Genomic DNA, 26,192 nt, shown 5'->3' with positions numbered 1-26,192 from the left:
AAAGCTGCATCAGGAATCACCTGAAACCATAAGACGTGCCGCATGATTTACCGGACATCTTCGTTGACAAACACCGCACGCGAGTTTGCCTATACGCAATTCCACTCCCACAGGAATTGTGATGAACCAAACCTCCCCCCTCCGCACCACCTGCCATGTGGAGGTGCAGCATGGCTACCTGTTTGTCTGTCACCTGTTTGGCCTGATTGCTCCACGATGTGCGTTCGTGATTGACGATGTCGGCCACGTCGGCATCGCTTAACACGCCGCCAAACGCTGGCATCGGGCTGGGGTAGGTGACACCATCGATGGCCACGCCGCTCACGCTATGCAGGATGGCGCGGATGTGCGTGGTCGGGTCGCCGTCTGGATAGACTTTGTCAAAGATTGCACCGATCATGTGAAAGGCGCCCCCACCGAAGCCGCCATGCGTCAGATCCGACGCATGGCGGCCGCTTTGGGGTTGCCGACCTTACGCTTGGTGCAGATCCGCATCGGCCCCTTGCGTCTGGAAGACCTGCTCCCCGACACCTGGCGCTAAATCAAGCATTCTTAACATGACACGACACCGATACCCCATCCAGGCGCAGGACGTCGAATTCACCGCCATCCGCGCTCAAGGCGCGGGCGGCCAGAACGTCAACAAGGTTTCCAGCGCTGTCCACCTACGTTTTGACATCCATACGTCCATGCTACCCCACCTCGTCCGCGAACGATTGCTGGGCCTGCACGACCATCGCATCACGGCGGCGGGCATCATCGTGATCAAGGCGCAATCCAGCCGCAACCAGGCCCAGAACCGGCTGGAAGCGCTGGCGCGCCTGCAGGAAATGATTGACCGGGCCAGCGACGTCCCTGAGATCCGGCACCCCACACGGCCCACGCAAGGGGCCAGGCGCCGACGCCAACAGGCAAAAACCGAACGCAGCGCCCTTAAGCAACTGCGCACCAAGGTGACAGAAGGATGATCAAGGACACTGCGCGAGCGCACCACCTTGTGATAGTCGCACCCATGAGCGTACAGATGCCGCGATCAATTCAACGGTTTTCCGTTGGGTTTTTTGTTGGCTGGAAAGGCCGGCGCATGCCTGTTCTCCACGGATAAAATAGAGCCATTGCCGTCTATTGAAAGGAGGCCCACATGGCCACCCGCATCAAGATCGATTTCGTCTCCGATGTGTCTTGCCCCTGGTGCGCGGTGGGGCTGAGCTCGCTAGAGCAAGCCTTATCCAGGGTTGATGGCGAAATCGAGGCCGAACTTCATTTCCAACCCTTTGAACTGAACCCGGACATGCCCCCCGAAGGGCAGGATACCGTCGAGCGTCTATCGCGCAAGTACGGTATGACGCCGGAACAGGTTCGCCAAAATGGCGAAGCCATCACGGCACGGGGCCGTGAGGTTGGCTTCACCTTCAATATGGACAAGCGCACGCACACCTACAATACCTTCGATGCGCACCGGCTGCTGCATTGGGCCGGCCTGGAAGGCCATCAGCTGGCCCTGAAGCACGCGCTGTTGAAGGCGTATTTCACGGATGGCGAGAACCCCAGCGATCACGAGACCCTGATCAGGCTATGCCGCGAATCGGGGCTAAACCCGGATCGCGCACGCGAGATTCTGGCGTCAGACGAGTATGCAACGGAAGTGCGCGCCCGCGAACGCTTCTACACCCAGCAGGGTATCAACTCCGTCCCTCCCATTATCCTGAATGAGCAACATCTGATCCAGGGCGGCCAGCCCCCTGAGATATTCGAGCAGGCGTTGCGGCAGGTTGCAACATCAGCTCGCCCTTCTCTGTCTTGAGGACGAGCGCACCCTCATCATCAAAGGCAAAACCGCGGACACTAGACAAATACTGATCGACTGTATCGGCCTGTGTCATGTCTGCAGGCTCGCAGGCCATGCGTGTACTTGCCAGCTGTGAGAAGCTCAGGCCTTCGCCGCTAAGCGCATAGCGGCCCATAACACGGTTGCAGCCGTTGGAACCCGCCAAGCGATTGGCGGTCAGAAACTCAAGTGAAGCGTCGGAGGTCACAACCTTGCCGCCGATGGCTTTCAATTGCCAGCGTACGCCCTGCAGCAGGCGCGCGGGATTGCCGCCACAACCTTGCATAGACTGTCCATTCATAGTCAGGCTCACCATATAAGGGTGAGGCTGTCCGGTCATATTGTCTACACAGACCTGCGGGCTGATATCAAGAGACAGATTGGCTTTTCCTGATGCGGCCTGTACCCGCTATCCCGACCGCTGGCCTGTTGGCACAGGTACTCGTAGCCAAGTACGCCGACCACCTGCCGTTGTATCGCCAGGAAGGCATCCTTAGGCTTTATTCCCAATGCACGTAGGTTTTTGCTCCCCTAGGGGAAAGAAGAATATCGGCAGCTTTATGCTTTAATTTCCGGCAGTTTGTGCGAGGACATCAAGTTTGCCGACCCGGCAGACGTAGGTGGCTCCCACTCCGAGTTCCTGCGCACACAGTTTCGCGCGGTCGCCGCCGCCATTGGCATCACCTACGAGCAGTTGACTAGGGACTTGACCGGCGTGAACTACTCGTCTATCCAGACCGGAATGCTGGAATTTCTGCGGCGCTGCGAAAGTGAGTGGAAGGCAGTATCGTCGAAAGCATTGCCTGACCCGATAGTTCAATCACTTGATTGACAGCGTTAGCTGAAAGGAGTCCGCAGTCGCGGACTTCATCAATTGGCCCACGATGATTTCATACGTCTTTTTCTGGCTTTTGAATTCATACGTGTCATGGGCATCAACCAAATCCGGTACCGAGAAAATGGTGTTCCGGTCTTTGGACTGGATAGCGATACGAACGGATTGTCCCTTGCGGGCTGAAAAGCGAAAACATACCGTCGCATCGGGATCCACTGAACCCGAGATTTTGGTTGATGACGCACCTGCTTTGAATTGAATGGTTTTGCAGGGTGCATCGGCCCAGGCCAGCGATCCAAAGCTTGAAAAAATGACGGTTGCGAACGCAAAGGTCAATGAGTGCAGGAACACGTGTGCGCTGAGAATGGGTGCTGGTGCATTGCGATGATCCGCGGCAGGGGATTGGGCCATCTGTTCTTCATCACGCATGAGGTTTCCTCCGGAACAGGCAAGCCGCCATGATCAGCGGCATTTGCCTTGCCATTATTTGTCGGGCGCCGGCCACCACCAGGCTGCCGATGAGGCTTTGGATTCGGCGATCTCTTTGCAATAGTCCTTGTCCGCAAACTTGCCTTCCGCGTTTTGCACGCGCACATTGCGCCAGGCAGCGGTCACGTTCACATGCCCCTTAGTCTCTTTCACGGTGTAGTTTGCATCTTCCCTTTCCGCATACGCCCTGATGGGAGCCCCGGGCGGCTTCCCGTCTTCCAGTGGCCATGCGCAGACCATGGCGTAACGAGGCAAGTCGCCGACATCGATAGGCAGTTTCGTGGGTTTTACCGTTCGTCCGGACTGTGCGAACTGGATCGAGGGAAAATACGCCACATAATGTAGCAGCCTAACTTCGCCGGAATCGAACCAGCCAAATGTTGCGGTACCGCCGGCCGGCGCATTGTCGTCCGGCACGACAATGTGCGACGACAAACGAAAGGTATCGCTGGTCTGTATAGCGGGATGCTTCGTTTTCCAGTACGACACTATGAGATACATTTGCGCCCGTGGCTGGTATATGGCATGAGGAGAATCCCGCACAGGCTCGGCGCCATGTGCCGGTAAGCCGAGCATGGCCGGTGAGCACAACAGCAAAGCAGCCCAACGCGTTTTTTTCTTTGTATGTCTGGTTCCAGTTGGACGGAGCATTGCTTTCATGGCCATGCCTCACTGACGTTGATACAGCCAAATTACCGCTGGTAGACCAGGGGCGTGGGGAAGGTAGTGTTGCAGAATATCCCTAAGTTCTGCTATGGCATATCGGCCGAATGGAGGGCTGCTCCGTTGGCGGAATCTGCTAGGCTTGTTACCTCTAGAGGAGAACATCATGATTGAACCTCAAGATACTCAACCGGCTTCCCGCACGACGCGAAAAATCATTCATCATATTCTGTTATGTAGCGCTGTAATGGCTTGTATACCCGCGGCGGCTCAGGTTTCGCCCGGCCCCGCCTTGCGAGGCAAGGGAAACATGTCCGATGCTCAGCGGGAAGAAACTTCGCGAAAACTCAAGGAAGATCATGCCCAAAATAAAGCCCGGCGGCTGGAACTAAAAGAGCGCATAAAAAGAGAGAATGCCAAGCGGGGGATCGTTCCCTTGGGCGAAAGAATGAAGCCTGCCGGGTCGAATCCCGCACCTTCCCCAGGCAATCCAAATCCTGTGCGCAAGTAGCGGTCTATTCGCTGCCTCGGTGCTCCGACCACAAAGCCAGGTCCTCGGTGGAGGGTCAAGCCCACCGAGTATGATGATCGGCAGATCGCGCTGCCCCGACGCAGTGCGGCTACCAGTCTCGGCCTCACCCAGCAATCAACATGACCACCGACATCGATAACGCCAGCACAGCGATTGCGCGCGTACTGGCTGGCAGCCTGCAGGTGCTGACGTTTCCCAGCGCCAGCCACGTCTATAACCCACTGATCTACATGTGGTCGGCACACCGCGAGTACTTGCAGCGGTACGGCAACCGCGAAGGCCGGATCTTGCTGGTCGGCATGAACCCCGGCCCTTGGGGCATGGCGCAAACCGGCGTGCCCTTTGGCGAGGTTGCCATGGCCCGCGACTGGCTGAAGATCCAAACCTCCTTGGGTGGCCCGCTGCCCGACCAACACGACAAGTACCCGATTACAGGCTTTGCGTGCCACCGAAGCGAAGGCAGCGGGGATCGGTTCTGGGGATGGGCACAACGGCGCTTCGGCAGTGCCGACAAATGCTTCCAGGAGATCTTCATCTGGAACTACTGCCCCTTGCTGTTTTTGCGCAATAACCGCAACCTGGTGCCGGAACAATTGCACAAGGCCGAGCGCGAGCCCCTATTTGGCATCTGCGATGCAGCCCTGAATGCCGTGATTCACGCAATCAGGCCACGTGCAGTGGTGGGCATCGGACGCTTCGCCCACGGCCGCGCGCAGATCATCACAGGCAACAGCGTGCCCACCGTGTACCTGCTGCACCCCAGCCCGGCCAATCCCGCAGCCAACCAGGGCTGGGCCGACATCGCCGACCAAACCCTGGCGCCCTGGCTGTAACAAGGCGGCAGGTACTCGCCGGGAATTTTGCTGGGGGGTGCGATTCAGGCCACCACCCCTAGCTGCAACCCGGCCAGTCACTTCACGTTACGTACGCGGACACAGCCGATGCGCTACCGTCCGGCGAACACGCCCGGTGCGGCAATCATGCAGCATCGGCGCGACACACACCGCAGGTCTGCGCCCGACGATGCAGCAGCGCCAAGCCCTGAGCCGGCATCCAACATGCTCGCATTGGATGCCGGTTTTTGCTGCAGAATGCTGGTTTTATATGGATAATGGGCGCCATGATGGATACTCCAGACACCACACTGCCTCAACTATCCCCCACCGGCACGCCCCTCTATGCGCAAGTCAAGCATGCTGTCCTGAACACACTGGCCAGCGGTGAATGGAAGCAGGGTGAAGCCATCCCATCCGAGAAAGTATTATCAGACCGCTTTCGGGTCTCGATTGGCACCTTGCGCAAGGCGATTGGTGAACTGGTCGCCGAGAATATCCTGGTGCGCCACCAGGGCCGCGGCACTTTTGTAGCCATCCACACGCGCAATCAGCATTTCTTCAAGTTTTTCAGAGTGGTCGCACATGACGGCACCAAGGCCTATCCCACTACGCAACTGCATCGGTTTCGACACCTGCGCGCCAATAAAGAGGCACGCGAGAAGTTGCAGCTGGGTGCCGGCAGCTACGTCTTCGAGTTTCTAAATATCCTCAGCCTTGAGGGCCACAAAACCATTATCGACGTGATCACGGTGCCCGAAACCTTGTTTCGCGGGCTCACGGCCGAGCAGTTGCACGCACGACAAAGCACGCTGTACAGCTTTTACCAGAATGTATACGGCATCAATGTCATCGCGGCTACCGAACATCTGCGCATCGTAACGGCTTCGCAAGAATTTGCCGACTTGTTGGGCCTCAGCCTGCCACATCCGCTACTGCAAATTCGTCGGGTAGCATATTCCTATAATGGCCAGCCCATCGAATGGCGGCTCTCGCACGTGAATACAGATGCCCACGATTACGTCGGACTCGATCACGAATCCCACACATAGTCGGACGCCACCAGCCACCTGCCAGAGACGTACCGTTACGCACCCCACCCCCCGCCAATCGCGCGAATAAGCTCGACCACCGTCCGGACCCGTTCGCCATCAAGTTGTACCGCCGCGCGCCGCTGCTGCAACACCACGCGATCCGCGTCAATCACATCCAGATAGCTTACTGAACCCTCGCGATACTGAATCTGCGACAGGCGGGCCGCCCGGGCGGCAGATTGCACTGCGGCATCCTGCACATCGGTTTGCTGCCCCAAAACACGCAGGCTCGACAAACCGTCCTCTACGTCCCGAAACGCACCCAGCACCGTCTGGCGATACGCCGCAACATCCTCTTCATAGCGAGCACGTGCAAGATCCACACCCGCCTGTCGCTGGCCACCGTCAAAAATTGGCAAGGACAGCATCGTGCCAACCAGCGGCCCCAGCAGGAATGTCCGGCTGGACCATTGAAGCAGATCCCCCAGCTCTGAGGACTCATATCCCATCGCGCCCGTCAGGCTCAATCGCGGGAAAAACGCCGCACGCGCTGCGCCGATACGCGCATTGGCTGCCGCCATGGCCCGTTCGGCTGCTGCAATGTCGGGGCGACGTTCGAGCAAAGACGAAGGCAGTCCAGCAGGGATTCCCACCGCCACTCGTTCCAGCGTATGGGCCGGCAAGGCAAATTCGGCGGGTGTCTTGCCCAACAACACGGCCAAGGCGTGCTCGGCGACCGAGCGCTGACGTGTAATCCCCAGAGACTGCGCCTGGGTTGCCGCCAGTTCGGATTTGGCACGTGCCACATCCAGCTCGCTGATATCGCCCTGCGCATAGCGGTGCTCCACCAGATCCAGGGTCTTGCCGCGCAACTCAACGGTGCTGCGATAGAGTGCTTGTTCAGTATCCAGCCGGCGAATCAGGAAATACGCCTGTGCAACATCCGCTTGTAAAGCAAGCTGCACGGATCGGAACAAGGCCTCTCTTTGCTGTGTATCGGCTGTGGCTGCATCAACGGTAGACGCAATCCGTCCAAACAGATCGGCTTCGTAGGAAATGCCTGCCTGTGCGCGCCACAAGGTAAGCGGCGGATTAGGTGTCTCTGCAGACAAACCCCGGGAGGCGTTTGAAGCCCGCTGACGGCTTGCCCCAAAACCGGCATCCACCCGCGGCAACCACTCGGCACTCGCCCCTTTCTGCAAGGCACGCGCCTGGGTGACGCGGGCGGCAGCCGCCTTCAAGTCTTGATTGGCCTCCATGGCTTGCGCTTGCAAAGCATTCAGCTCGGCATCGTTGAATATTTCCCACCATCGGCCGCGCGTCATCGCATCCGCGGGCTGTGCCGCCTTCCAGCGTTGGGCAGCCTCGGGCGAAAGCGTAGCCTCTTTGAATGCAGCAGGCACCTCGACGGATGGCCGCTCATAATCCGGCCCCACCGCGCAGCCTGCCAGCAACGCGGCCAAAAACACGGGCCCAAGAACAGTTCGTAAATATGTTGTCATGGAAATTCTCGATTACTCTGCATGGATGGCCAGCGTGGGCGCCTCATGCGCCGAGGCCGAATGCAGGCTGCGACGCCCCAGCGAGCGCAGCAAGACATAAAACACCGGTGTCAGGAACAAGCCGAACAAAGTGACGCCCAGCATGCCGAAGAACACGGCAATCCCCATCGCATGGCGCATCTCGGCGCCTGCACCCACCGATGTCACCAGGGGCACAACACCCATGATGAATGCAATGGATGTCATCAGAATGGGGCGCAAACGCAGGCGGCTTGCTTCAATGGCTGCCTTGATGGTTGGCACGCCCTGCAATTCCAGTTCACGTGCAAATTCCACAATCAGGATGGCGTTCTTGCAGGCAAGGCCAACCAGCACCATCAGGCCGATCTGCGTAAAGATATTGTTGTCGCCCCCGGTCAGCCACACGCCGGTCAGGGCCGCGAGAATGCCCATAGGCACGATCAGGATGACCGCCAAGGGAAGCGTCAGACTCTCATACAAAGCCGCCAGCACCAGAAACACCAGCAGCACACTGATGGGGAACACCCAGAGGCCTGAATTGCCCGCAATAATTTGCTGATAAGTCAGATCGGTCCACTCGAACTTCACGCCGGCGGGCAAGGTGGTTGCCGCAATACGTTCGGCGGCAGCCTGCGCCTGATCCGACGAATACCCCGGCGCCGGCCCACTGTTGATGTCGGCGGCGGTATACCCGTTGTAGCGCACCACCATCTCGGGCCCAAAGCTGGGTGTCACCTCGACCAGCGACGACAGCGGCACCATCTCGCCCGAACGGCTGCGCGTCTTGAGATGCAGGATATCTTCGGGACGAGACCGGTACTGCGCATCCGCCTGCGCCCTAACCTGGTACACGCGCCCAAACCGGTTGAAGTCATTGACATACAACGACCCCAGGTAAATCTGCATCGTGTCGAACACATCCGTAATCGGCACACCCAGCTGTTTGGCCTTGGTGCGATCCAGATTCACATCCAGCTGCGGCACATTGATCTGATAGCTGGAAAAGGATGGTCCCAGCTCAGGCGTCTGGCGTGCCTTGGCGAGAAACGCCTGCGCAGCCTCATCCAGCTGTGCGTAACCTACCCCGGCACGATCCTCGATCTGCAGCTTGAAGCCACCGACCGTGCCCAGGCCCATGACCGGCGGCGGTGGAAAGACGGCAATGAATGCGTCCTTGATTCCCGAGAATTGCTGGTTCAGGCTGGCCGCGATGGCATTGGCTGACAGCGCGGCATCGCGACGATCCGCAAATGGCGCAAGGGTCACGAAGACAATCCCCGCGCTGGAACTGTTGGTAAAGCCATTGATGGACAGGCCCGGGAATGCAATGGCGTTCTCCACACCGGGTTGCTTCAGGGCAATGTCGCCCATGTCGCGAATCACCTTGTCGGTGCGATCCAGGGACGCGCCATTGGGCAGCTGAGCAAAGCCAATGAGGTACTGCTTGTCCTGGGCCGGCACAAATCCCCCAGGCACGAGATACGAGATCCCGATTGTCAGCGCCAGCAAGACGGCGTAGACCCCCATGAAAGACGCCTTGCGGGAAACCACACCCGATACCCCACCGGCATAGCGATCAGAGGCTCGGCCAAAGAAATGATTGAACCGCCTGAAAAAGCCGCCCAGAAACCGGTTCATGGTGCGCGTCAGCCAGTCGGGAGCCTCGCCATGCCCCTTGAGCAGCAATGCGGCCAGCGCAGGCGAAAGCGTGAGCGAATTGAATGCCGAAATCACCGTCGAGATGGCGATAGTCATGGCAAATTGCTTGAAGAACTGGCCGCTCAGGCCCGTCATGAAAGCCAGGGGCACGAATACGGCTACCAGCGTCAAGGCGATTGCGATGATGGGGCCACTGACCTCGCGCATGGCGCGATAAGTGGCGTCGCGTGCAGACAGGCCCTCGGCGATATTGCGCTCGACGTTCTCGACCACCACGATTGCGTCGTCAACCACAATGCCAATGGCAAGCACCAGACCGAAGAGCGACAAGGCATTGATGGTGTAGCCAAACGCCAGCATCAGCGAGAAAGTGCCCACGATGGAAACCGGCACGGCCAGGAGCGGAATAATCGATGCGCGCCAGGTCTGCAGAAAAATGATCACCACCAATACCACCAGGGCGATTGCCTCTAGCAGGGTATGGATGACTGCCTCGATACTCGAGCGCACAAACTGCGTGGGGTCGTAAACGATGTTGCTTTCGATCGATGAAGGAAAATCAGCCGACAGCTCCTTCATGGCGGCACGCACCTGATCAGACACGGCCAGCGCGTTGGCACCCGGCGACTGCATGATGGCCATCCCCACTGCAGGCTTGTTGTCCAGCAGAGAACGCAAACTGTATTGGGCCGCATCAAGCTCCACACGCGCCACGTCGCCCAGGCGTGTGACCCCGCCATCCGCCGAGGTCTTGAGGATAATGTTGGAAAATTCATCGGCGGTCTGCAAGCGGCCGTGCGCATTGACTGACAGCTGCATGGGCACATCGGCCAGGCTGGGCGATGCACCGATGGTGCCCGCCGCCACCTGCACATTCTGCTCGCGAATGGCCGCAACCACATCGCTTGCGGTCAGGCCACGCTGTGCGACTTCCCGCGGGTTCAACCAGACACGCATCGCGTAGTCGCCGGACCCCCATATCTGAACTTCGCCCACACCTGGGATGCGTGAGAGCCTGTCCTTGATATTGAGCACCGCGTAATTGCGCAAATAGGTGATGTCGTAGCGATTGTCAGGCGAGAGCAGGTGCACCACCATGGTCAGTGTGGGCGAGCTCTTGACTGTTGTCACCCCCAGCCGCTGCACTTCCTCAGGCAGTCGGGGCAAGGCTTGGGAAACCCGGTTTTGCACCAGTTGCTGAGCCTTGTCCGGGTCGGTCCCCAGCTGGAAATTCACCGTAAGTGTCAGGTTGCCATCGCTATTGGCCTGCGACTGCATATAGAGCATATGCTCTACGCCATTGATGGATTCTTCGAGGGGCGCAGCAACTGTCTCTGCAATAACCTTGGGGTTGGCACCGGGATACTGTGCATGCACCACCACCGAGGGGGGTACTACCTCTGGATACTCGGAGATCGGCAATTGAAACATTGCCAGGCCACCGGCCAGCAGGATCAGGACCGACAGCACCCCGGCAAATATCGGTCGATCAATAAAGAACTTTGAAATATTCATCAGTTATCAACCCGGTGATCAGGAGTGGGCTTTGGACGCCGTCGCAGTCGCCTCAGGCGCCGACGAAGCAAGCTCCGGCTGGCCGGATGCCAGTACGGGTTGCGGCGTTACGGGATCACCCGGCCGGACGCGCTGCAGGCCGTTGACGACAATGCGCTCACCCACCTTCAGACCCGATTCGACAACCCGCTGTCCGCCCCCGCCCGCACCCAGGTGCACCTCGCGATAAGCCGTCTTGTTGTGCTTGTCGACCACCAGCACGAAACGCTTGTCCTGATCTGTGCCAACCGCCCGCTCATCAATCAATACTGTTGGACGGGGCGCGCCACCGCCCAGCTGGATCCGGGCGTACAGGCCCGGCACCAACGCGCCGTCTGCGTTATCAAACACCGCCCGCACGCGGATCGTGCCCGATGAGATATCAAGATGGTTATCAATGGACACCAGGCGGCCGTTGCGCGGATACCCGTCCTCGCCGGTCAGGCCCATCCGGATCGGTATCGACTGCACTCCTGTCTTGCGGGCCGGATTCACAACCTTCAGAAAGCTTTGCTCATCTACATCAAAAGAGGCATACATATGAGACATCGACACCAGCGAGGTCAGGGGCGCTGCCTCAGCCCCCGCCGTCACCACATTGCCGACGGTCAGGGCCGCGCGTGATACCCGACCGGCAATAGGCGCCACGATGCGGGTATGCTCCAGATCCAGCTCAGCCGACTCCAGCACTGCCTGAGCCGCCAGCAAGTTGGCGGCCGCGCCCCTCGATGCATTGCGTTTTTCCTCATAGTCCCGCTTGGCGATGGCATTGTTTGCCAGCAGGCGCTTGCCCCGTGCCAGGTCGGACGCCGTGTAGGCAGCTCGCGCACGCGCGGCAGCCAAGTCGGCTTTGGCGCGATCCACCGCGGCCTGGTAGGGACGCGGGTCGATGGTGAACAGCGGACTGCCCTTTTGCACAAAGCTGCCGCCGGTAAAGTGCACGGCAGTCAGGGTGCCGGACACCAGGGGGCGGATGTCCACGTGCTCAACTGCTTCAAGCCGGCCCGAATAATCGTGCCAATCCGTCATCATCCAGCTGCGAACCGTGGCGACATCAACCGCCGCTGCCATGGCAGTTGAGGGGATCGCGGCCCGGGCTGTTTCGGCGCGCAGATAAAAGGCCGCAATGCCGATAGAGGCAAGCGCCACAGCAATAACCGCCTCAGCGTATCGATTGGATTTTGAAAGCATGATGGTCCTTGGGTGGCGCGTAGAAAAACGCACCATATGCATGAGAGAAAAGTTGGCGTATTATTGATTGTTTTGATAAACAGATAAATATCTGTTTTCCGACAACTTAATTCGGAATATGCAAATAATGGATCGCTTTCAAGCCATGCAAGTGTTCACCCGCGTCGTCGAAGCCAACAGCTTTACGCTGGCTGCCGACACACTCGGGCTCCCGCGCTCAACCATTACAACCACCATTCAGGCACTCGAGCGCCAGCTGAAATCCAAGCTGCTGAACCGCACCACCCGGCGCCTGAGCCTGACACCCGACGGCGCTGCCTATTACGAACGCTGCGTGCACATCCTTGCCGACGTAGAGGATGCCGAGGCCTCGCTGCACGACACCACACGCGGCCCACACGGCCGCCTGCGCATCGATACGCTTCCCTCGATCGGCCGGCAGATCCTGATCCCCGCGCTATGCGACTTTCACACGCGCTATCCCGACATCGAACTGGCCATCGGCATGAGCGACCGCCCCGTCGACATGGTGCAAGAAGCCGTAGACTGCGTGGTTCGCGTGGGAGAGTTAAAGGGCTCCACCCTGGTTGGCAAGCGCATCGGCACCCTGGAGATCGTTACCTGCGCCGCACCCTCGTATATCGAGCGGCGTGGTGAACCAAAAACACTCGAGGATCTGGAACAGCACCAGGCCGTCCACTATTTCTCCAGCGCAACAGGCAAGACGATCGAGGAGTGGAACTTTTTGGTCGACGAGAAAGCCGTTGACGTGAGCATCAGCAGCATCATTTCGGTCAACGACTCAGATGCCTACCTGGCGTGCGGGCTGCAAGGCATCGGCATGATCCAGTTGCCGCGCTACATGGTCACCCCTCATCTGCAAACTGGCGCCTTGCGCGAGATACTGGCGCCATGGGCGCCTGCACCCATGCCAATCTCCGTGGCGTACCTGTACAACCGGCACCTGTCACCCAAAGTACGCGTCTTTGTCGACTGGGTTACCGAGCTATTCCAGCACTGCCCACGGATGAGAGACTGCACCGGTGGCAAAGGTTTCAGCCCCGAATGCGCCTTTGCTTCACACACAAAGGGCAGTGCCAGCATCCGGGATTTTCTGGTACACGGCAACGTCGAGGAAACGACTTTCTAGCGTGTACCAGAGGGGCGCGCCGCCACATCACCCGTGCGGTACAAGCGCGTACCAAGCAGGGCGGCCGCCGCCAGGCACATCAGCCCTCCTCCGTACCAATAGCTTGCAGTGGTCAAGCCCAGGGTATTGACCAAAATACCTGCAATGATGACTGGCAGACTGAACGACAGATAGCTCAGGATGTAGAACGCCGCCATCAGGCCGGCCCGCTCGTGCGGCTGTGCCACAGGCAGCAAGGTTCGTAGGGCACCCAGAAACCCCATCCCGAAACCGGTGCCTGCTAATACGGTGCCTATAAAAAGCAACCCTACGGAGCCCGCATGGATGCTGCCCAGCGTGATCCCGATGCCCAACAGCAACATGACTGCGCTAAACCGAACCATGCGCTGCGGCTGCCAGGCGCGCAGCACCAACGTGGTGATTGCGGCACTCGCAGTCAAGGCGAACACCATCACGCCCCCCACGACTGGAGCATCCATGCCCGAGATTTGCCGGGTTAGCGTCGGCCCCAGCGATAAATAGAAACCACCCAGCGCCCAAGCGGCAATATCGATGGGAGCAACCAGCCACAGCACGCGCCAGGCATGTATCGGAACTGTGATGGTGGGACGCATCGCGGCCAATAATCCGGGGCGCCTGCCGGCGGTCTCTGGCAGAAAACAGGCTATCAGGGCCAGGACGATCAAGATGGCAGCCAGCACGATGAAAGTCAGCTGCAGCGGTGCTGGAGCATACTGGATGAGTACGCTGGCCCCCAAGGCTCCAAATGCGAGTCCAACCATGGGAGCAACGCTATTGACCAACGGGCTGCGTTGCCGGTCGAGATCGACCAGCCCGGCCGCCAGCGCACTGGTAGCTGCCCCTGTGGCCAGACCCTGCAGCAACCGAGCCGCGATCAGGGCCGGAACATCTGCCGCAGTCAAAAATATCCACATGGATACCGCATCCAGCAGCAACGCCCCAATGATGACCGGTCGACGGCCAATGTGATCTGATACAGAGCCGAGCACCAACAAGGCCAACAGTACGGATGCGGCATAGACGCCAAACACGACCGTCAAAGTGATGGCTGAGAAGCCCCAGTGTTCCCGGTAGATACCATACAGCGGTGTGGGCGCACTGGAGGCTGCCATGAGCGTGAGCAGGATCAGCCCCTGCAGCCACAAGGCCCATACTTCGTTCATTGCTTGTAAACGGGTCTGGATGCCTGACCTGGTAAAGGTGGAGCAGCGTGTTTCCATCATACTTTCCAGTTAATGCAAAATATTTGCGTTAACGGATTGTGCACCTGCATCGTCCTTAAAGCAAATAATTTGTGTTAACGTGAAGCCATGGCTATACGAGAAGGCTCCCGCCCCGGTGGTCGCAGCGCACGCGTCCAGGAATCGGTTCATCAGGCTGTCCGTGATCTGCTTGCAGAACATGGCAGCCCCAACTTTACCGTTCCGATAATTGCTGCCAGGGCCGGCGTCACCGCATCAACGATCTACCGCCGATGGGGAGACTTGTCCCAACTGCTTGCAGACGTTGCGGTCGAGCGTCTGCGGCCAGACGGCGAGCCCCTGGACACAGGGCATGTAGAAGCCGACCTCCGTGCATGGGCCGAGCAATTCTTCGAAGAAATGACATCCGCTCCGGGCCGGGCCATGGTGCGCGATGTAATGGCCTGTGCGGCTCAAGGCGGCTGGCAGAGCCAGTGCTCCAGCTATACCCAAACCCAGATACAAATCATCCTGGATCGCGCCGCCCGGCGTGGTGAGCGCGCACCCGATCTGGAACTCATCATGGATCGCTTTGTGGCACCCGTCATGTACCGCATCCTGTTCCAAAGCAAGCCCCTGACCCTGGAAGGCGCACGCACACTGATTGACTCGTGCCTATCGGAGCGCAAGGCTACATAACAACCATGACCCCACCCGGCCAACCCCGCAGCCCCAACCGGGGCTGGGCCGACATCGCCGACCATACCCTGGCGCCCTGGCTGTCATAACGCGGTAATTTATCGACGCAGCAGCGATTGCACCTGCTCCGACAGCGCGATCCGCCTGTTGTCAGCAGTCCGATTTTCTAGTTGCCTTTTTGTTAGAATCCTAACTTTTTGTAACTTACAAATTGGACATTATGAATAAGCGTGACTAAAACCGTACTGGTGGCAACGGGCTGCCTGCTGCTTCTTTCCGGTTGCGAAACAACCAACTCCATTCCGTACAAAGCCTCCACCACCAACGTCATCTCCATCCAGCAAAACCTGAAATCCACGGGAAAGACGGTAAACGTCGGCTCGATCGCCCTGGCTCCCGGTGTGGACGAAAGCCTGATGTGCCGCATGAACGGGACGGTGAAAGTTGCACCTGGAAAATCACTTTCCCAGTACATCAAAGAAGCATTCCAGGAAGAGCTGTTCTTGGCCCAGGTTTATGAGGCCAACGCACCAGCAACAATCAATGGCCGCCTGGATGCCGTAAGCTTCAGCTCTGTCTCACCAGCCAGCTGGAACATCACCATGCAGGTGAGTTCAAACCACTCCGCCGGCTACGCGGTATCCATCAAATACCCCTTTGCAACCAGCTGGACAGCGTATTCCGCTTGCAAGAACGTGGCAGACGCTTTTGGGCCTGCAGTGCAAGAACTGCTCAAGCAAGTTGTCACGAATCCGCAGTTCCCCCAGCTCGCAGGTTCGTAAACACAAATATCCAGGGCAGGCGCAAGCTTGCCTTGGATATCATCCCCACAAGTCGGCAAATCCATCGATTGCCCTTTGCTCTCTATGCGGTAGAGACTATGCCCCGGAGTATGGCCAGGCGCCGTGATTTCAAGATCACCGAGTCGATAACGATAGATGCCAGTTTGCTGCGGTGAGGTAGCGACATGAACAGCCCGTGCCCACATGTTTCCCCAAAAATAACCCTACTGGCATATATAACCAAACAAGAATTGATTGTGTAAACTGTATCAATCGTAAGTAAATATATTTCTTGGGGAAACACATGCACGGCAAATTTTGGGCGCGCGTAGGGGCGCTGTGTCTCAGTGTGTTGCTGCTGACCGGGTGTGCGGGCACACGCACGGTTAATCAAGACGCCGCAGCCAACTATCTGGCGCAGTCCGACTACAGGGCTTACGCGCAGCAATACCTTAATCCGGTTACGGGAGATCCCAGCTACGATCCCGAAAGTTTGTTGGACGCCCTGGAAGCCGGCAAGGCCTTCAATGATGCCGGCATGTGGGCACTCAGCCGCGATGCCTTTGACGCCGCCGCCACCCAACTCAACTGGAAAGAAGACACCGTCGACACGCCAGCTGAAGTCGCCAATCTGTTGGGCACAACGCTAACCAGCGATGCTTTTGGTGCGTATCAGGGCAAGATTCACCAGGGCGTCCTGATTGATTACTACCAGGCCATCAACCACCTGATGCTGGGCGATGAAGCCAATACCCGGGTAGACCTTAACCGCTTGCAGGTGCGCCAGGGCAACGCGGAAACTCAACTGAAGGCTTACATCAAAACGGTCAATCAAACCTCCAAAGATGGCTTACGCGACGACAACAACGCTGGCGCGCGCGAAAGCCTGAGCGAAATCGGCCCCAAGATCGCGGACGGTATCAAGGATTTACCTAGCGGTCTAAAGAAGTCAAAAATCCGTCTAGCTGCCGGCGATGTCATGAGTGCGGTGTTCCGCGCCACGTCTTCAGCACAGTCCGATAAACGCCAAAGCCTATCGCGCAATATGCTGAAAAGCGCCAACACATCCAGCGCGACACGGGGCGGTAACGCTGTCATTGCTTACCTGAACCGCGAACTCAAGCGCAACAAAGGTGCTTTGGACAATAAAGTCATCCTCGTCTACGAAGACGGCATCGGCCCCAGCTTAAAAGAGTTTCGCCTGGATCTTCCCCTGTTCATCGTGACCAACAAAGTAACGTACACCGGTATTGCCCTGCCGCAGTTTGTGCCAGGCCACGCGGCCTTTGGCAATCTGAAGGTCGGCGCAGGTAAAACGCAACAAGAAACCGCCACCCTAACCGATATCAACGAGCTAGCTGCCCTGGAATTCGATGCAGGCTACAAGGGAGTGGTGACCAAGGCCGTCATTTCCACCACAATCAAAACGGCTGCGCAGGCCGTCATCAATCACCAGATCGACGAGCAAAAGATGGATCCCTTGGTTGGCTCTCTGCTGAAACTGGGTACTGGCGCTGCTCAGTATGCCCTGACCAAGGCGGATACCCGCGCCTGGGCCAACCTGCCTAATACCATCCAAATGGTGGTGGTAGACCGGCCTGCTTCTGGCAACCTGCAATTAACCGGCCCACTAGGCCAGCCCGTGGCCGATCTCTCCATCGAAAAAGACATCAATACACTTGTGCTGGTCAAAGCATCTGGCACCTCCGGAAAGCCAGCCGTGTATGTCCAGCCGCTGCCAGCGCAGAAGATGGCGCCCCCACTAGAGGCGGCACCATCTGCCCCATCCATCCAGAAAACCTAATATGAAAAAAACCAAATTTTTGATCGGGGTGTGCTTATCACTGAGTGTGACAGTTGCCGCCAGCGCCCAGACGTCCCCACGAGTGGTGACCTGCGACACCACCGTCGCCCCACAGGCTTTGTTACAAGTGCAGGACGAGGCAAGCAGTAAAGGGGCTGTGGTGCAGAACGCCACGCTGGTCACCCTGGCCAGTGGCATGAAGGCCGTGCAATTTTCCGTACGCAATGCCCGTAACCCGAACCCCTTTAACACCATACTCAAGGTTCACTACACCATTCACTGGTCCGACGACTGTGGCCGTCTGATCACCACGGGCGCACAGGTCTCGGATGGCTTGATGCTGGACGCCAACCGCCAGGAAATTGTCCAGTCTGTTGCCATGGATCTTTACGCCACCCACGCCATGTTGCGCATCACAGTAGAAAACTAAGCTTCAGGAAAGATCATGAAAAAACTCCCCCTTGTTGCCGCAATGGTCCTGGCCCTAGCCGGCTGCCAAACCATACCGGTTGTATCCAGTAACCCGAATGCCGAATTCAGCCGTACAGGCAAGCCGGGCATGGTGTCTTTTGGGCTGCAAAGCACGGATTTTGAATATGCAGCCAAAAAAGCCGTACAGGAATTCCTGGAGTCTCCTTATGCCCAAAAGCCAGGTGGTGGCCGTTGGGTGGTGCAAATGGGTGAAGTCATCAACGACACTACATTCCGCATCGACACTGCCAGCATGACATCTCGCATGAAGCGCAACATGACCAAAACACGGCAGTTTATCTTTACTGGGGCTACAGGCACCGAACGCACTCGCTTTGTGCAAGATTCACGCCAGCTCAGTAAATCCAAGATGTTCAAAAAATCTACCGTCGCGCGTAATGGCACCGTGGTTGCGCCCGATCTAGAAATGCTGGGTACGATTCGCCAGCGAACCCTGGTGGATGGCAGCGGCAAGCAGCAACAACTGGAATACGAATTCGACTTCCGTGTAGTCGAACGCGATACAGGCCTGGAAATTTTCCAGTCGTTTATCCCCATCGAAAAGCTGGGATCCAACCAAAATTTTGCGTGGTAAGAGAGCCATATGTTTAAGTTAAGCCCGATCATGGCCGCCCTTTGTTTAGTGGCCGCCCAAACCAGTGTTGCCCAAAATACGGCACAACCGGCGGCGGTACAGCCTCCAGCCACCAGCCTGGCGCAAGCAGGCGACGTCTCTACCCCAGTCGCGCAGGCCCCTGAGGCGTTGCTGGAAAAAGCTACGCCAGCTGATGCCATGCCCAACGTACCGACACAAAGCCACAACGATTGGGTCGCCCAATTTGAACAAGAGTTTGGCCAATCCACGGGCAGAGCCATGAATGGCCGAGTGTTTTATTCGGGTAGAGCCACCATTTCTGCCGATAGCGCCGCTGACCCACACTATGGCACCCAGTTAGCGCTAGCCTACGAACGCGCAATGTTCGACTTGCAAGCGGATTACATCCTGCAAAACTACGGCCGTTTAAAGTCTGCAGCAGTACGCACAATCTTTGACAACCAATCCAGCGACAAAGACGCGATGGATCCAGTTGAGCTGAACCAGGCCCTGGAGGCCGGCGGCAGTAAATTGGAAGCCTTGCTCGACAAAGCCCTGATGTTGGCGGATAAAAAACTAGACAACGCTTTGGTAGAAGAAGGTGTCCCTGCCGATGATATCCAGAAGATGTCAGTCGAGCAGAAAAAGAATCTGTACAAAGACAATTTCAATAAAAAAATCATCAAGTCAGCCTACCAAAACATGCAAGGGTTGGTGCCCGTTAAAACCCGGATCGCTCCGGCCGAAGCCAATGGCAAAAAAACCATGGAGGTCGGTGTGATTGCAGTGCAATCAGAAAAAACCCGCCAGTTTGCCAAAGACATTGCTCGCAAACGGCCCACGCTGGTCAAAGGCAGCCCCAAATTATTAAGTGATGTTTTGCCAGCACGCCAAGCGGGCTATCTAAACGAAATCGGCCTGCGCTACGTGTACGATGAATCCGGCCAACCCATGCTGCTAGCCTATGGCCGCACTTCAGTTCCCATGGATCCCAACTGGAGTGCATCGCGTGCCATGCGTGCCCAACAGAATGCCCAGAGCATCGCCCAGGCCATGGCTGAAGCTAATATCGTCGAGTTCATGAACACAAATATTCAGGTATCCACTTCAGTGGAGATCGGCGATATCAACGAAGAATGGGCTAAGCAAATCACCGACATTACCAATGGTAAGCCGGGTGATGTGCAGCAGTTAAAAGAAAATATCAGCGAAACCACACAAGCTTTCTTTAAATCCGGCAAAGCGTCTGCTGCTGGAGACTTGCGTGGCACCAGCGTATTAAAGCGTTGGGAGCAGAAAGACGATAACGGTGTGGTGCATGTCGGCACCGTCGTGGGTTGGACATATAGCCAGCTAAATAACGCCAATGCCATCGATGCTCAAAATCGCGGGCAAGCCAATGGATCCCAGGCGGGTGCCGCCAATGGGGGGGCCACCGACCAAGCCCGTCAATCTAAAACTGTTAACAGCAAAGACGATTTCTAACCACGCTTTTGCCAACACATATCATGCCAGCGCGGGATGGTGTCGTCCCAGCGGGGCACAAGCCCTCCGCTCTGGCCATGGGCCGTCGTATAGTCTTTACTGGATACCGTGATGAAAGCACTAATCTCTGCCTGGTTTTTGGCGTTTACCGTTAGCCTGATGGCGGGAGCACCCGCCGTCGCCCAGGTAACCGAAGCCACCATGACCGCTGATGGCCAAGGCCTCAGCCGGGACGAAGCCATCCAATCCGCTCTGGTCAATGCAGCCAGTCAAGCTTTTGGCGTACGCTTGGCCGCCCAGTCTGTGGTGCAAAACACCTCGGTGGACACCTCGGTAGATTCCGAGGATCACTCTGTTTTGGTCAGCGCACTGAACAAAAATATCCAGCAAGTGTTAAATACCCCACAAAATTCTCCAATCCAGGGCTACGACGTCAACAATGTCTTTCAGTCGGGCAGCAGTTGGGAGGCCACCATCACCCTGCGCTATGCCAAATTCGAGCGCCTGGGAGCCGATACCAGCCGCCGCAGTGTGGTGGTCGTCAGCAACAATAAAAAATATCGCTCGGCGATCATCCAAGCCGTGAGCGAATCGCTAGTAGAGTCGCGCCGCTTTGATGTGCTTAATCGCGAAAACGATCAGTTATTCCAGGAAGAAAAGGAATTCATCCTCGGCGACGCGACAGCAGATGCCGAAATGGCCCGCCTGTCACAGGCTAGCGGAGCAGATTACCTGATCGTGGCCAGCCTGCCCAGCTTGAGCGTGAGTAATAATCAGCGCGAAACCATCGCCATGACGGGTGAAGTGCTGGTTAAAAGCGCGGCCAGCGGCACTCTGCAGTTACAGGTCATTGAATTCGCATCACGCAAGATCAAATGGTCCGGCTTGCAGAAATTTGGGGGTACTTACGCAGGAGCCACCAGCGTGGGCGCTTCTACCTTGGCCAAACTCATCAGCGGAGCTTCCGATAAGCTGATCGATCGCATGGTCTCTGCCATTTACCCCATCCAGGTGGTCAAGGTGGTGAACAGTCAAACTGCCATCATCAACAGGGGCGAGGGCGGTGTGGCCACGGGCGAGACCTATGCCGTCTTCGAGGCGGGTGAAGCACTCATCGACCCCCAGAGCGGTGAATCCCTGGGCTCGATGGAAACCGAAGTAGGCCTGGGCAAGATTACCCAGGTCAAGCCGAAATTTGCGTTTCTAAAACTGGCCACTGGTACGTTATCCGAAGGCACCACGTATATTGTGCGCAAAACGGATAAGAAAGCGCCCATGGCGACAGGCAAAGCCAATACCCGGAAAAAAGCCGTTGCCAACCAGCCTAAACAACCCAACCGGGGAAATATATTTTTGAATAATTGATTGGGATACGTGTCAGGCCAGCACACTAAACAGGATGTAAAACCACGTCACTCAGCCGCAACACTGACATCCACTGAGTGACGTGGCTCGATAAACAAAGCAGAACCCCGGGACTTTTTCGCTTGGAATTTGGCCTCGGATGCTGCCTGAGCAAAGGGCTTGAAGTTATCCAGATCCGCATAGCACACACAAAACGGCAACCCACTACCCAGATAACGTCGGATCTGCCGATCGATAGGCACATTGCCCGGAAGCTGCGTCAGGGGGTTTGCATAGCGGGCCGCACTTAACTGCATGTGGTTGAGCGCCAACAAAAGCTCCTGGCTTGAGCCAATACCCAAGTAGCGCCCATGGTGCGTGATCAGAAAATCGCTGACCAGGCGGTTGCCTTGCGCCAGCGAACAGCTCAATGTAATCAGCGACGTGCCCATATCAAAAACCTGGGGCGCGTTATCCATAAAAATCCGGCATGGCTTGCGGCCGTAAACCTCGCGCTGATAGGGCAAAGAGAAGCGCTCGACCAGACTGCTGCAAGTCAGAACACCCACCGGGATACCATCATCCACCACGGGAAGCATGTGCAAATCCGGATCGGCCGTGAACCGTTTGAAAACGACGTCATTGAGTGTGTCCGAAGAATGTGCTGGAAAACGGGTGTCAACCCATCAGATGCCAACAGGGTCATCAACTCTTGACGAAGCACCGATTGTTGGTCGGCCCAGGGCGCGCGACTTCTTCTTGTGGTAATGAGGTCGACAAAAAATCCATTGCCCCACCTTGGGGTTCACATAACGAACGACATCCTAACCAAAACAGATGACAGGTCTGTGACTCGAATAACCCCTATCGGCAGGCAGGCACCGGCGGAAACATCAGAACAGCGCTAAATCCACCGGCGCACCTTATCTTTGTACGCCAGAAACGCTGCCCCAAATTTCTCATGCAGCAAGCGCTCTTCGGGGATGATCTGAAATCGTGTGATGTAGGCGACAAAAACCAACAGGCCCAGCACCGACAGCAGGTTGCCCAGATACACCGCCCACCCTGCCAAAACAAGCAGTACCCCCAGGTACATGGGGTTGCGGCTGAAGCGGTAGATACCCGAGCTCACCAGCGCAGAGGCGTCGGTTGGCCGCTTTGGATCGATGGTGGTGCGGGCCCGTTTGAACGTGGCAACGCCTGCCAGCGCGATGACTAGGCCTAAAAAGGCCAGCACGATTGCCATCAGGGTATCTGACAACCATGCGGCAGCCAGGGAAGGAAATATTTGTGCCAACAACCACATGATCAGCCCGACAAGCAGCATCACCAGAGGCGGTGGAATCAGGAGTTCAAGTCGTTTCATGGTGGGCTCCAGCCAGGGTTATTCAACTAGCGAAAGTGCGTCAGGGTCAAGAATCTCGATCTTGCGCTGCCCTGTCTGGGCAATCCACCCGGTTTCTTCAAACTCTCCAAGCCTGCGGCTGACGGTTTCGGGAGTGGTGCCCAAAAACGATGCCAGGTGCCGCCGGCTCATGGGCAGTGTGATCGTACAGGAGCCTTCTTGCTGGGAAAGATGACCAAGATACTGTGCCAGACGGGCATTGATGGATGCCGTGGCGATGGATGCCGTTTGCTTCTCGCTGGTACCCAGACGCCGTGAGAGCTCTGCCAGCATATGCAGGCTGATATCAGGAAACCGCAACAAAAGCGCGCGCACGTCGGCCCGGTAAATCGTGCAGATCTTTGATACCTGCATGGTTTCGGCGTAGGAGTCATGCGAAGTGGCTGAAAAAAGCGCGAGTTCGCCGGCAAAATCACCCGGATTGAGAATCCGCACCAGTTGCTCTTTGCCGCTGTCGGAAAGCCGGTACACCTTGACCTTGCCCTGATGGACGATAAAGAGCTTGTCGGACGGATCGCCTGCGCGATGCACAAACTGCCCGCGATCATAGGTGTTCATCGAAGCTTTATCGGCAATGATCGCCAGGGTTTCAGCTGGCAGATGATTAAAGATAGGTACCCGCGAAACACATAGCGCCGGTATGTGCTCGGCCTGATTCTCATCAGACTGAGCCTGGGGTTTGGGGTTCATGCGGAATCTCCCGTGAATTGAGGCGCCAGCGACACGTCAGCGGCATGCGGGCCCACCTTTTTACCAGGCCGGTAGCGAATCAACCTGACCGCATTGAATGTGACCAGCAACACGCTAAGCTCGTGCACCAGCATACCCGAGGCCAAAAATATCTGGCCCGACAACACCCCCGCCAGCAACAGCACCACCGTGCTGACGGCCAACACCGTATTTTGCTGCATATTGCGCACCGTCGCCTTGGCAAGTGAATATGCATGGGCAAACTGATCCAATCGATCAGACATCAGGACGATATCGGCAGTTTCCATGGAAATATCCGTCCCCCCGACACCCATCGACAAACCCACATCCGCAGCGGCCAGCGCCGGGGCATCATTGATGCCGTCGCCCACCATCGCCACCCGATGCCCCTGCTGCTTCAGCTGATTGACCCAGCGCAGCTTGTCCTGCGGCAGCAGCTCGGCATGCACGGCATCCAAGCCCAGCGTATCACCCACTTGCTGCGCCGTGTGACGGTTATCGCCCGTGAGCATGATGGCTTGCTTTACACCAGCACGGCGCAACTGCTGAATAGCCCCCTTGGCTTCGGGCTTGATCTGGTCGGCAATCGAGATCACGCCGACCAATTTTTGATCCATTGCAACCAGCACGGCAGTATTGCCGACCTTCTCTCGTGCGGTGGCATAGGTATCGGCCTCATCGTCGACGGACACCCCGTAGTCGGTCATCAATTTGCGGTTGCCGATCGCCAGGCGCTGCCCAGCCACGGTGGCCACCAAGCCGCCACCCTTGATGATCCGGACATCCTGCGGCGCTTCACCCACCGAGAGTTGACGCTTTTTTGCTTCGGCAACGATGGTCTGCCCCAAGTGATGCTCGGACAGTTGCTCGGCCTCGGCCACGCGCTGCAGCAAGGTGTTTTCCGTCGGCCCCCAGCTGCGGATCTCTGTCACCTCGGGCTTGCCTTTGGTCAGGGTGCCTGTCTTGTCAAAAATCACCAGGTCAATCCTGGAGAGTTTCTCCATGATTTCGCCGCCCTTGACCAGCACGCCATTACGCGCTCCGTTGCCAATCCCCGCCACCATGGAAACCGGTGCAGATATCACCAGCGCCCCCGGACAGGCGATCACCAAAAAGGTGAGGGCGAGCTCGATATTGCGCGATACCACGTACACGAGAATCGATAGAACCACGATGGAGGGCGTGTAGATCTGCGCAAAGCGATCCAGAAATTTTTGTGTTTTGGTTTTGGTTTCCTGGGCGTTCTCCACCAGCTCGATAATCTTGGCAAAGGTCGTGTCATCGCCCACCCGGTCGGCAGTCACCTCAACAAAACCGCTATCAATCAGGGTGCCACTGAACACGCGATCGCCCACTTTCTTGCTGGCCGGCACGGATTCTCCGGTAATCGCGGCTTCGATAATAAGTGCCTGGCCTGACACAATCACGCCGTCCACAGCCACCTTCTCGCCCGGGCGAACCAGCACCCGATCACCCTTGGCGACCTCCTCGACGGGCAATCTGACGTGGCCTTCGGGGCGGACCACGGTGGCTTCAGTGGGCGTCTGATCAATCAGGCTGCGTAATGACGCCCGGGTTTTCTCCAACGTACGAGACTCCAGATAAGCCCCGAAGATAAAAAGAAACGTCACGACGGCAGATTCGACGTACTCACCGATAATCAAAGCACCAACCACCGCAATCGTCACCAGCAGCTCGATGCTGAAGGCTTTCATGCGCAAGGCCTTGAATGCCTTGATGGCGATGAAGGTGCCGGCAAACATAGACGACGCCACCAAAACACCGTTTTTCCAGGGCGTCAGTTGGGCAAGATGAAAACCGAAGGCAATCAACAACAGCAGGCTGGTGACTGCAGCGATATGAGAATTTTTGAACTGTTTCATGGTGGGCTCCAATGCGGTCAGAGTGAGTGGTCAAAATCCTGACCACCCTTGGCGGCCATTTTGTGGCCAGCTACGACTCTTTTTTGGACAACACCGGATAACCTAGCCGCTCGATTGTCTCCTGCAACGCATGGGCGTTGGTGTTGCCAGGATCAAATTCGGCCCGGACACGCCCGGAATTAAACATCACTTGCACGCCCTGCACGCCATTGATCCTGGCAACTGCGTTCTCAATTTTCTTGACACAAGATGGGCAGGTGAAGGGCTCCATCGTAAAAGTGACTTTGCTCATTTTTTTCTCCTTGACGTTTAACGGATGATTTCATCGTAGGAGAAAAAAGCATTTAAGACCTTGACGGCCGACAATTTTTAAAAATATCCAATAACAACAATGATGCGGTTCATTCTCATTTAAACTTCTGTTTTACCAAAAATAATTAATTGTAAAATGTAAAAATAAATAATCCTTTTTAAAGTTGATGATCGTCATTTTTTATATTGGCCCATGCATTTAACATGA

General features: G+C 57.0%; 27 protein-coding genes and 2 pseudogenes. 16 read left to right on the top strand and 13 right to left on the bottom strand.

Features of this window, described 5'->3' with window-relative positions; genetic code table 11:
- Positions 1–16: 16 nt before the first annotated feature.
- Complete coding sequence (locus ABS758_RS13820) at positions 17–400, bottom strand: c-type cytochrome (protein WP_350383525.1); 384 nt, start codon at positions 398–400, stop codon at positions 17–19.
- Here ABS758_RS13820 and ABS758_RS13815 point away from each other — a divergent pair, their 5' ends adjacent.
- The 3 genes from ABS758_RS13815 to ABS758_RS13805 all read left to right on the top strand — a co-directional run bounded on the left by ABS758_RS13815 (position 401) and on the right by ABS758_RS13805 (position 1,804).
- Entirely contained in the window at positions 401–541 is a 141-nt protein-coding gene (locus tag ABS758_RS13815) for a hypothetical protein (RefSeq protein ID WP_350383527.1), read from the top strand.
- A 16-nt stretch (positions 542–557) separates the two neighbouring features.
- Positions 558–968, top strand: a complete 411-nt coding sequence (arfB, locus tag ABS758_RS13810; RefSeq protein WP_350383530.1) for an alternative ribosome rescue aminoacyl-tRNA hydrolase ArfB — start codon at positions 558–560, stop codon at positions 966–968.
- Positions 969–1,141: 173 nt separating this feature from the next.
- Entirely contained in the window at positions 1,142–1,804 is a 663-nt protein-coding gene (locus tag ABS758_RS13805; protein WP_350383532.1) for a DsbA family oxidoreductase, read from the top strand.
- Here ABS758_RS13805 and ABS758_RS13800 read toward each other — a convergent pair.
- Complete coding sequence (locus ABS758_RS13800; RefSeq protein WP_350389106.1) at positions 1,701–2,114, bottom strand: META domain-containing protein; 414 nt, start codon at positions 2,112–2,114, stop codon at positions 1,701–1,703. The two genes, ABS758_RS13805 and ABS758_RS13800, sit on opposite strands and share 104 nt — an antisense overlap.
- 113 nt (positions 2,115–2,227) lie before the next feature.
- On the opposite strand from ABS758_RS13800, the pseudogene ABS758_RS13795 reads away from it, so the two are divergent.
- A pseudogene (locus ABS758_RS13795) lies at positions 2,228–2,320 on the top strand (IS66 family transposase); the annotation flags it as partial.
- 94 nt (positions 2,321–2,414) lie between these two features.
- Positions 2,415–2,597: pseudogene (locus tag ABS758_RS13790) on the top strand (phage portal protein); the annotation flags it as partial.
- A gap of 51 nt (positions 2,598–2,648) precedes the next feature.
- On the opposite strand, the gene ABS758_RS13785 reads toward ABS758_RS13790, so the two are convergent.
- Complete coding sequence (locus ABS758_RS13785) at positions 2,649–3,092, bottom strand: hypothetical protein (RefSeq protein WP_350383536.1); 444 nt, start codon at positions 3,090–3,092, stop codon at positions 2,649–2,651.
- A 54-nt stretch (positions 3,093–3,146) separates the two neighbouring features.
- The gene (locus ABS758_RS13780; RefSeq protein ID WP_350383538.1) at positions 3,147–3,812 is read right to left on the bottom strand and encodes a hypothetical protein; all 666 of its coding nucleotides are present in this window, start codon (positions 3,810–3,812) and stop codon (positions 3,147–3,149) included.
- Between the two features lie 169 nt (positions 3,813–3,981).
- On the opposite strand from ABS758_RS13780, the gene ABS758_RS13775 reads away from it, so the two are divergent.
- The 3 genes from ABS758_RS13775 (at position 3,982) to ABS758_RS13765 (ending at position 6,232) form a co-directional block, all read left to right on the top strand.
- The gene (locus ABS758_RS13775) at positions 3,982–4,326 is read left to right on the top strand and encodes a hypothetical protein (protein ID WP_350383541.1); all 345 of its coding nucleotides are present in this window, start codon (positions 3,982–3,984) and stop codon (positions 4,324–4,326) included.
- A 140-nt stretch (positions 4,327–4,466) separates the two neighbouring features.
- Complete coding sequence (locus ABS758_RS13770) at positions 4,467–5,180, top strand: uracil-DNA glycosylase family protein (RefSeq protein ID WP_350383544.1); 714 nt, start codon at positions 4,467–4,469, stop codon at positions 5,178–5,180.
- Between the two features lie 287 nt (positions 5,181–5,467).
- A complete protein-coding gene (locus tag ABS758_RS13765; protein WP_350383547.1) occupies positions 5,468–6,232 on the top strand; it encodes a GntR family transcriptional regulator in 765 nt (254 codons plus the stop codon).
- A 35-nt stretch (positions 6,233–6,267) separates the two neighbouring features.
- Here the strand turns inward: ABS758_RS13765 and ABS758_RS13760 are convergent, their stop codons facing one another.
- From ABS758_RS13760 to ABS758_RS13750, 3 genes are read right to left on the bottom strand one after another with little or no spacing between them, the layout of a single operon-like run.
- On the bottom strand, positions 6,268–7,716 hold the full coding sequence (locus ABS758_RS13760; RefSeq protein ID WP_350383550.1) for an efflux transporter outer membrane subunit: 1,449 nt from the start codon (positions 7,714–7,716) through the stop codon (positions 6,268–6,270).
- A gap of 12 nt (positions 7,717–7,728) precedes the next feature.
- A complete protein-coding gene (locus ABS758_RS13755) occupies positions 7,729–10,911 on the bottom strand; it encodes an efflux RND transporter permease subunit (protein WP_350383552.1) in 3,183 nt (1,060 codons plus the stop codon).
- An 18-nt stretch (positions 10,912–10,929) separates the two neighbouring features.
- Complete coding sequence (locus ABS758_RS13750; RefSeq protein ID WP_350383555.1) at positions 10,930–12,141, bottom strand: efflux RND transporter periplasmic adaptor subunit; 1,212 nt, start codon at positions 12,139–12,141, stop codon at positions 10,930–10,932.
- A 127-nt stretch (positions 12,142–12,268) separates the two neighbouring features.
- Between ABS758_RS13750 and ABS758_RS13745 the strand changes: the two genes are divergently transcribed.
- The gene (locus tag ABS758_RS13745) at positions 12,269–13,291 is read left to right on the top strand and encodes a LysR family transcriptional regulator (protein WP_350383557.1); all 1,023 of its coding nucleotides are present in this window, start codon (positions 12,269–12,271) and stop codon (positions 13,289–13,291) included.
- On the opposite strand, the gene ABS758_RS13740 is transcribed toward ABS758_RS13745, so the two are convergent.
- Positions 13,288–14,475 carry an MFS transporter gene (locus tag ABS758_RS13740; protein ID WP_350383560.1) on the bottom strand — a complete coding sequence of 396 codons (1,188 nt, stop codon included), beginning with the start codon at positions 14,473–14,475 and terminating at the stop codon, positions 13,288–13,290. The genes ABS758_RS13745 and ABS758_RS13740 overlap by 4 nt on opposite strands.
- 147 nt (positions 14,476–14,622) lie before the next feature.
- On the opposite strand from ABS758_RS13740, the gene ABS758_RS13735 reads away from it, so the two are divergent.
- From ABS758_RS13735 to ABS758_RS13705, 7 genes are all read left to right on the top strand, one after another.
- On the top strand, positions 14,623–15,192 hold the full coding sequence (locus ABS758_RS13735) for a TetR/AcrR family transcriptional regulator (RefSeq protein ID WP_350383563.1): 570 nt from the start codon (positions 14,623–14,625) through the stop codon (positions 15,190–15,192).
- 248 nt (positions 15,193–15,440) lie between these two features.
- Positions 15,441–15,974, top strand: a complete 534-nt coding sequence (locus tag ABS758_RS13730; RefSeq protein ID WP_350383565.1) for a hypothetical protein — start codon at positions 15,441–15,443, stop codon at positions 15,972–15,974.
- A 304-nt stretch (positions 15,975–16,278) separates the two neighbouring features.
- Entirely contained in the window at positions 16,279–17,778 is a 1,500-nt protein-coding gene (locus ABS758_RS13725; protein WP_350383567.1) for a COG3014 family protein, read from the top strand.
- A 1-nt stretch (position 17,779) separates the two neighbouring features.
- A complete protein-coding gene (locus ABS758_RS13720; protein ID WP_350383569.1) occupies positions 17,780–18,208 on the top strand; it encodes a putative periplasmic lipoprotein in 429 nt (142 codons plus the stop codon).
- Between the two features lie 15 nt (positions 18,209–18,223).
- A complete protein-coding gene (locus ABS758_RS13715; protein ID WP_350383571.1) occupies positions 18,224–18,844 on the top strand; it encodes a penicillin-binding protein activator LpoB in 621 nt (206 codons plus the stop codon).
- A gap of 9 nt (positions 18,845–18,853) precedes the next feature.
- Complete coding sequence (locus tag ABS758_RS13710; RefSeq protein WP_350383573.1) at positions 18,854–20,329, top strand: DUF6844 domain-containing protein; 1,476 nt, start codon at positions 18,854–18,856, stop codon at positions 20,327–20,329.
- A gap of 111 nt (positions 20,330–20,440) precedes the next feature.
- Positions 20,441–21,694 carry a hypothetical protein gene (locus ABS758_RS13705; RefSeq protein WP_350383575.1) on the top strand — a complete coding sequence of 418 codons (1,254 nt, stop codon included), beginning with the start codon at positions 20,441–20,443 and terminating at the stop codon, positions 21,692–21,694.
- A gap of 47 nt (positions 21,695–21,741) precedes the next feature.
- On the opposite strand, the gene ABS758_RS13700 is transcribed toward ABS758_RS13705, so the two are convergent.
- The 5 genes from ABS758_RS13700 to ABS758_RS13680 all read right to left on the bottom strand — a co-directional run bounded on the left by ABS758_RS13700 (position 21,742) and on the right by ABS758_RS13680 (position 25,964).
- Complete coding sequence (locus ABS758_RS13700) at positions 21,742–22,272, bottom strand: CBS domain-containing protein (RefSeq protein WP_350383576.1); 531 nt, start codon at positions 22,270–22,272, stop codon at positions 21,742–21,744.
- A 305-nt stretch (positions 22,273–22,577) separates the two neighbouring features.
- The gene (locus tag ABS758_RS13695) at positions 22,578–23,039 is read right to left on the bottom strand and encodes a methyltransferase family protein (protein WP_350383577.1); all 462 of its coding nucleotides are present in this window, start codon (positions 23,037–23,039) and stop codon (positions 22,578–22,580) included.
- A gap of 18 nt (positions 23,040–23,057) precedes the next feature.
- A complete protein-coding gene (locus tag ABS758_RS13690) occupies positions 23,058–23,768 on the bottom strand; it encodes a Crp/Fnr family transcriptional regulator (protein WP_350383580.1) in 711 nt (236 codons plus the stop codon).
- Positions 23,765–25,672: a heavy metal translocating P-type ATPase gene (locus ABS758_RS13685; RefSeq protein ID WP_350383582.1), complete on the bottom strand. Its 1,908-nt coding sequence runs from the start codon at positions 25,670–25,672 to the stop codon at positions 23,765–23,767. The genes ABS758_RS13690 and ABS758_RS13685 overlap by 4 nt, the downstream gene beginning before the upstream one ends.
- Positions 25,673–25,742: 70 nt before the next feature.
- On the bottom strand, positions 25,743–25,964 hold the full coding sequence (locus ABS758_RS13680; RefSeq protein ID WP_350383583.1) for a heavy-metal-associated domain-containing protein: 222 nt from the start codon (positions 25,962–25,964) through the stop codon (positions 25,743–25,745).
- Positions 25,965–26,192 lie beyond the last annotated feature (228 nt).

Source organism: Castellaniella sp. FW104-7C03 (genome assembly GCF_040276085.1).
GTDB lineage: Bacteria > Pseudomonadota > Gammaproteobacteria > Burkholderiales > Burkholderiaceae_B > Castellaniella.
The sequence above is the reverse complement of the archived record's forward strand: the minus strand, read 5'-3'. Positions and strand labels throughout refer to the sequence as shown.